The organism is Niallia endozanthoxylica (assembly GCF_008710145.1).
In the GTDB taxonomy this organism is placed as follows: domain Bacteria; phylum Bacillota; class Bacilli; order Bacillales; family Cytobacillaceae; genus Bacillus_BD; species Bacillus_BD endozanthoxylica.
In genome coordinates this window covers 1-6,436 of the sequence record NZ_VYKL01000072.1, presented here as the reverse complement: position 1 = coordinate 6,436, position 6,436 = coordinate 1, and the positions used below count along the sequence as shown (strand labels likewise).

The 6,436-nt window shown below is 41.3% G+C and carries 7 protein-coding genes, 1 tRNA gene and 1 other RNA gene; 8 read left to right on the top strand and 1 reads right to left on the bottom strand.

Annotated elements, in window-relative coordinates; genetic code table 11:
* Nucleotides 1-93, top strand: a tRNA-Ser gene (locus F4V44_RS26630).
* A 221-nt stretch (nucleotides 94-314) separates the two neighbouring features.
* On the opposite strand, the gene F4V44_RS26625 is transcribed toward F4V44_RS26630, so the two are convergent.
* Complete coding sequence (locus tag F4V44_RS26625) at nucleotides 315-1,604, bottom strand: LysM peptidoglycan-binding domain-containing protein (RefSeq protein WP_150443000.1); 1,290 nt, start codon at nucleotides 1,602-1,604, stop codon at nucleotides 315-317.
* 164 nt (nucleotides 1,605-1,768) lie between these two features.
* On the opposite strand from F4V44_RS26625, the gene tadA reads away from it, so the two are divergent.
* The 7 genes from tadA to F4V44_RS26590 all read left to right on the top strand — a co-directional run bounded on the left by tadA (nucleotide 1,769) and on the right by F4V44_RS26590 (nucleotide 6,129).
* Nucleotides 1,769-2,296: a tRNA adenosine(34) deaminase TadA gene (tadA, locus tag F4V44_RS26620; protein ID WP_150442999.1), complete on the top strand. Its 528-nt coding sequence runs from the start codon at nucleotides 1,769-1,771 to the stop codon at nucleotides 2,294-2,296.
* Nucleotides 2,297-2,373: 77 nt separating this feature from the next.
* An RNA gene (gene ffs / locus F4V44_RS26615) (signal recognition particle sRNA large type) lies at nucleotides 2,374-2,639 on the top strand.
* Between the two features lie 167 nt (nucleotides 2,640-2,806).
* A complete protein-coding gene (dnaX, locus tag F4V44_RS26610; protein WP_150442998.1) occupies nucleotides 2,807-4,516 on the top strand; it encodes a DNA polymerase III subunit gamma/tau in 1,710 nt (569 codons plus the stop codon).
* Nucleotides 4,517-4,568: 52 nt separating this feature from the next.
* Entirely contained in the window at nucleotides 4,569-4,895 is a 327-nt protein-coding gene (locus tag F4V44_RS26605) for a YbaB/EbfC family nucleoid-associated protein (protein ID WP_191090874.1), read from the top strand.
* Between the two features lie 13 nt (nucleotides 4,896-4,908).
* Nucleotides 4,909-5,505 (top strand): recombination mediator RecR, encoded by a 597-nt coding sequence (gene recR, locus F4V44_RS26600; protein ID WP_150442997.1) that lies wholly within the window; start codon nucleotides 4,909-4,911, stop codon nucleotides 5,503-5,505.
* 44 nt (nucleotides 5,506-5,549) lie between these two features.
* A complete protein-coding gene (locus F4V44_RS26595; protein WP_150442996.1) occupies nucleotides 5,550-5,768 on the top strand; it encodes a YaaL family protein in 219 nt (72 codons plus the stop codon).
* A 97-nt stretch (nucleotides 5,769-5,865) separates the two neighbouring features.
* Nucleotides 5,866-6,129 (top strand): pro-sigmaK processing inhibitor BofA family protein, encoded by a 264-nt coding sequence (locus tag F4V44_RS26590; protein WP_150442995.1) that lies wholly within the window; start codon nucleotides 5,866-5,868, stop codon nucleotides 6,127-6,129.
* Nucleotides 6,130-6,436: the final 307 nt, after the last annotated feature.

Sequence of the window (6,436 nt, the reverse complement as noted above, 5' to 3'; positions counted from 1 at the left end):
GGAGGAATACCCAAGTCCGGCTGAAGGGATCGGTCTTGAAAACCGACAGGCGGGTTAAACCGCGCGGGGGTTCGAATCCCTCTTCCTCCGCCATAATATAAAAAACAAACGCGCATAAAATTGGAGATATAATCGCTATCCTACTGGGTAGCGGTTTTTTGTATATTAAAAGTAACTTAATGGATTGCGTCCAGCTCCAGCGCCTAGCCCCTCGAGGTCATAAGCCAAGTCGATGATGAGGTTAAAGGGCGAACCTCACCCTCGACTTGGCTTATGCTTGCTGGGGTAGACCAAGGCGCTTCCGCTTCCGGTTTTTATCTTCCAATCTTCCTCACATTAAAGTTTTCGGTTATTAACAGCCAATTTTGCGGGAAGGACAATCCGAGTTTCCAATAGCTCATGCCTCGGAGTCCTAGCTCCTTAATTAAATCAAACTTTGCCTGGATGGAACGGGCATCCTCAAACCAAACCTCATGCTGTTTACCTTCATCGTCTGTATATCTGAAAAAAGGCGCTTGCGACTCAGTACTATACTGAATCGGAACATTTCTTTGAGCAGCTAAGGCAATGGCTTGCTGCGGACTTAATGCTTTAGCAATCGTTCCTTGAACAAATGGTAATGTCCAATCATAGCCGTATAAGTTTTGGCCCATTAATATTTTTGAGGCGGGCATTTCTGTGATTGCATACTCCAGTACGTCACGCACGGGTCCAATTGGAGAAACAGCCATGGCAGGCCCTCCGCTGTACCCCCATTCATATGTCATAATGACGACAAAGTCTACAATTTGTCCATGGGCTTTGTAATCATGTGCCTCATACCACTCGCCCTTTTGTTCGGCGCTCGTTTTTGGTGCTAAAGCTGTGGATAGTAGCCAGCCCTCTCGGTTAAACCGGGCCTTGGCTTTTCGTAAAAATTGATTATAGGCCTCACGGTCAGCGGGCCGCAAAAATTCAAAATCAAAATGGATATCTCTAAAGCCGTATTTCTTCGCCGTTGCAACAATGTTATTCAAGAACCGGTCCTGGATGGTCATGTCATTTAAGAGAATCCGGCCTAATTCATCACTAAACTGATCATTTTCTTGATTGGTTATAACCATCATTAACACATTGTTGTTTGCTTCCGCTATAGCAGGGAAGTTGTTTAATAGCGGTTCTTTTAGCGATCCATCTCTAAGAGCTTGAAAGCTAAATGGCGCTAAATAGGTTAAGTATGGAGCGGCTTCGCGGGCACTTGTCTCTAACACAGGTGCAACAGAAGACCCCCTTGGCTCTACATAGGCATTAAATTCGCCACTGCTTTTTGGGCGGGGAGGAATATATAATCTTGAACCTACTACAAGGGGCTGATTAACAGAGATTCTGTTTATTGTTGCCAGTTCCTGATAGGACATTCGAAAGCGGCTTGCAATGGACCATAGACTGTCACCCGGCTGAACCCAATAAAAGCTTCCGACAATAGGGATAACTAATGTCTGACCCACAACAAGATTATTTGGATTCTGTAATTCATTCGCTTCAACTATATCATTAACAGTTGTTCCAAATGCTCTTGCAATAGATGTGAGTGATTGATTTGGTCTTATTACATGAATTTGCATGCAATTCCCTCCTAACAGCCATCTGTTTACTTTTATCCAAAATGGTATATAGACATGTTTGTGAATAAACGCCATTATCAATTTATGTTTGAAATGATGAATCATGATATAATTTTTTAATCATACTCTGGGCCACAAGCAATTTTTAGGAAGGATTGTAATCTATGTTTGAAAAACATTCAGATGAATATTATATGCTGGAAGCAATTGAAGAGGCGAAGAAGGCAGAAAAGCTGGAAGAGGTTCCAATTGGTGCAGTTATTGTTCTTGGCGGAGAAATTATTGCGAGAGCACATAATTTAAGGGAAACGAATCAGAGTGCTGTCTCACATGCAGAATTACTGGCAATTGAGCAGGCATGTGAGGTCGTTGGGTCATGGCGGCTTGAAGAAGCGGAGCTGTATGTAACGCTCGAGCCATGCGCGATGTGTGCGGGTGCCATTATTCTCGCTCGAATCAAACGGGTTATATATGGTGCAGCAGATCCTAAGGGCGGTTGTGCCGGTACATTTATGAATCTTTTACAGGATGAGCGGTTTAATCATCAAAGTGAGGTTGTAACAGGGGTCTTGGAACAGTCATGCGGGCAGTTGCTAACTGATTTCTTCCGTTCAGTAAGAGAGCGGAAAAAGGTAGAGAAGCTGAAGAAAAAACAGGCATTATCTTTAGAAACAGAATTTGGAAGTGATTAAACGTTGCATTTTAAGTTGAATATTAGTATACTAATCATGCGTCGATAAAGACGCCTAACAATATGGTATCAATTTTGCCGTGCTAAGCGGGGAGGTAGCGGTGCCCTGTACTCGCAATCCGCTCTAGCGAGGCCGAACTCCTTTCCCGAGGCTGATCTCCTGTAGGGTCTGCCTTGAGTAAGTGGTGTTGACGTCCGGGTCCTGCGCAATGGGAACCCATGAACCATGTCAGGTCCGGAAGGAAGCAGCATTAAGTGGATCATCTCATGTGCCGCAGGGTTGCCTGGGCCGAGCTAACTGCTCAAGTAACGCTTATGGGAATCAGTCGACGGAAGGTGCACGGCAGTTTAAATTATACTATTAAAACCCATCCTTAATTGGATGGGTTTTTTATTGTGCAAAAAACACCATTGAGGAAAACAAGGGAAGGTTTTCTTCTTAATTTTTTTGTATAATAGAAAATATATAAGTTATAATGATTTAGGACATGAATTGGAAGGGGGCGTTGAGGTGAGCTATCAAGCATTATATCGTGTGTGGCGTCCACAAAGCTTTATTGATGTGGTTGGTCAAGAACACGTAACGAAAACATTGCAGAACGCCCTGCTTCAAGATAAGATATCACATGCCTATTTATTCTCAGGGCCTCGTGGAACGGGAAAAACGAGTGCGGCTAAAATATTAGCGAAGGCAGTTAACTGTGAAAGGGCCCCGATTGAGGAACCTTGTAATGAGTGTCCGGCATGCCGGGGCATCACTGATGGTTCAATCCCTGATGTTATTGAAATTGACGCAGCTTCCAACAATGGGGTTGAAGAGATCCGTGATATACGAGATAAAGTGAAATATGCACCTACATCTGTGAAATATAAAGTCTATATCGTTGATGAGGTTCATATGCTGTCCATTGGTGCCTTCAATGCTTTACTAAAGACATTAGAAGAGCCGCCAAAGCACGTAATTTTTATCCTAGCCACAACTGAGCCGCATAAAATTCCCCTCACAATCATCTCTAGATGTCAGCGATTTGATTTTAAACGAATTACAGCTCAGGCGATTGTAGGCAGGATGGCTCTCATTGCCCGTGAAACAGGAGTAAATTATGAGGATAATGCACTATATGTAATCGCAAGAGCAGCAGAAGGCGGTATGCGTGATGCATTAAGTCTATTAGATCAGGCAATATCCTTTGGCAGTGAAAAGGTGACAGTCGATGATGCATTAACGGTTACGGGTGCAGTTTCGCAAGTCTTTCTATTGAACCTTGCTAAGGCAATTAAGGATCATGATGTGGTCAGCGGACTAGAATCATTAGAAGAATTGCTTTTCCAAGGTAAAGACCCAACAAGATTTATTGAGGACCTTATTCTTTTTTACCGTGATATGCTGTTGTATAAAGCTGCTCCAAATTTGGAGGAATCACTGGAACGGGTGATGCTTGATGAGGAGTTTAAGACGCTTGCCGAAGATATAAATCCTGATGAGATTTATCAGCTTATAAATATGTTAAGCAAAACACAGCAGGAAATGCGCTTCACAAACCATCCGAAGATCTTTCTTGAAGTAGCAGTAGTCAAGTTGTGTCAGCTTGAGACATCTGTCTCTAGTGCAGTGGATTCACCGGCTGTTGAACAGCTGATGCAAAGAATTAACCAGCTTGAGACTGAAATTAGTGAATTAAAGCAGCATGGCATCAAAATGACGGAAGAGGAGCATCAGCCGGCTGTTCAGAAACGACCGCAAAGAACAGCAAGAAGAGGATTCCAGGCACCGGCAGGAAGAATTAATGAGATTCTAAAGTCTGCAACAAAACAGGACCTTCAGGCTGTCAAAAGCCGTTGGGCAGAGTTGATTGAAGCATTAACAGCTAATCAAATGCGCTCGCAGGCTGCATTATTAAAAGAAGCAGAACCGGCAGCAGCATCAAACCAGGCGTTAATTATTAAATTTAAATACGAAATTCACTGTCAAATGGCAATGGATAATGATAAATTTGTAGAGACAATCTCTTCTATTTTGCAAAAACTAACCGGTAAAAGAATGACCGTAACAGGTGTTCCAGAAGAACAGTGGTTATCGATCCGAGAGTCTTTTGTGAAAAATCAGCGTCAGGATGAAAGCGGCGAAGAAACAACAGAGTTTGGTACGTCTGAGGAAGAGCCAATTATCGCGGAAGCAAAAAAATTATTTGGTGCTGACCTGATTGAAGTAAAGGATTAATCCTTTTATAAATATTGACAAAAATATCTACTAATTGGAGGTAATGAATATGATGCGTGGCGGCGGTATGGGCAACATGCAAAAAATGATGAAACAAATGCAAAAAATGCAAAAGGAAATGGCGAAGGCTCAAGAAGAATTAGGAGAACAAAGAATTGAAGGTACAGCTGGCGGCGGGATGGTAACAGTTATCATGACTGGCCATAAAGAGGTTGTCGATGTGAACATTAAAGAAGAGGTTGTTGATCCAGAAGATGTAGAAATGCTTCAGGATTTAGTACTTGCGGCTACAAACGATGCTTTGAAAAAGGTTGATGAACTGACTAATCAAAAAATGGGGAAATTCACTCAAGGAATGAATCTTCCTGGAATGTTCTAGGAGGTAAGGTGGGATGCATTATCCGGAACCCATATCTAAATTAATTGACAGTTTTATGAAATTGCCAGGTATCGGCCCTAAAACGGCTGCTCGTCTGGCTTTTTTTGTCCTAACGATGAAGGAAGACACTGTATTAGATTTTGCGAAGGCGCTTGTCAATGCAAAGAGGAACTTAACCTATTGTTCTGTATGTGGACATATTACGGACCAGGATCCATGCTATATTTGTGAGGATCAAAGAAGGGACCGTACGATTATTTGTGTTGTTCAGGACCCGAAGGATGTCATTGCAATGGAGAAAATGAAGGAATTTAATGGCCTTTACCATGTTTTACACGGGTCAATTTCTCCAATGGATGGGATTGGGCCTGAGGACATTAATATTCCCACGTTATTAAAACGGCTGCAGGATGAAACGGTAAAAGAGGTTATCTTAGCAACGAATCCTAACATTGAAGGCGAAGCAACAGCCATGTATATTTCCAGACTATTAAAGCCATCAGGTATTCGAACGACCAGAATTGCTCACGGCTTACCGGTAGGTGGAGATTTGGAATATGCGGATGAAGTGACTTTATCGAAGGCGATGGAAGGCAGAAGAGAAGTATAGCTTTATTACAGTAGAGGAATTTTATTCTATGGAGGAGAAAACAGATGTTTTTTCGTAGAAAAGGCAGGCTGCGGGCTGAATTTGATCAACAGTTGCTGCTGCAATTAAAGCGGCTAAAACAAGAGTGGGATCACCAAAGTACACTGGCTGAGAAAAGTTTTGATCCTTTTGGCGAAATGGAACTGCAAACAAAACTAGCTAGGGCAAAATATCTTTTATTATTACGTGAAGCTAAAAAAAGAAATATATCCCTTCTGAAATAACGCGACTATATTTTTAATCTGACATTATTCACCATGTTCTATTTTGTACAGGCTGTTCATAAGAATAGTAGTACAAAGATAGAAAGGGAGAGTGCAGTTGGAGCCAATTGTAATTGTTGCTATTTTGGGAATCCTTGTTTTACTGCTTTTTTTCAATGGTTCACCTTTAAAGCCTTTACGTTTAATCAGCCAGGGAGCAGCAAAACTGGTAATAGGAGCCTTTTTTTTGTTTTTTCTTAATATGCTGGGGAACCAATTTGGCATCCATATTCCAATTAATTTGATCACATCTGCAGTATCTGGATTTTTAGGTATTCCTGGTATGTTTGCACTCGTAGCAATAGATATGTGGATTATATAAACAGAAAGGCCATGTTCATTCAAAAGGGCCTTTCTGTTTTTTTTTTTTGTGAAAAATCGTTGACTCTTCTATCCTTGTTAGATATAATAATTCAAGTCTTTATTAAAGGACTAACTGTTAATTAGTTGTTAAAAAATATTTAAAAAATTAGTTGACACAACTTTTTTACAATGATATATTATAAAGGTCGCTTATGAGTGACGCTGATTGATCCTTGAAAACTGAACAACAAAAAAGTCAACGTTAATTCAAGTTGCTGTATAGCAACATTATTTATGAGCAGTCAAACGATTCTTTTGGAGAGTTT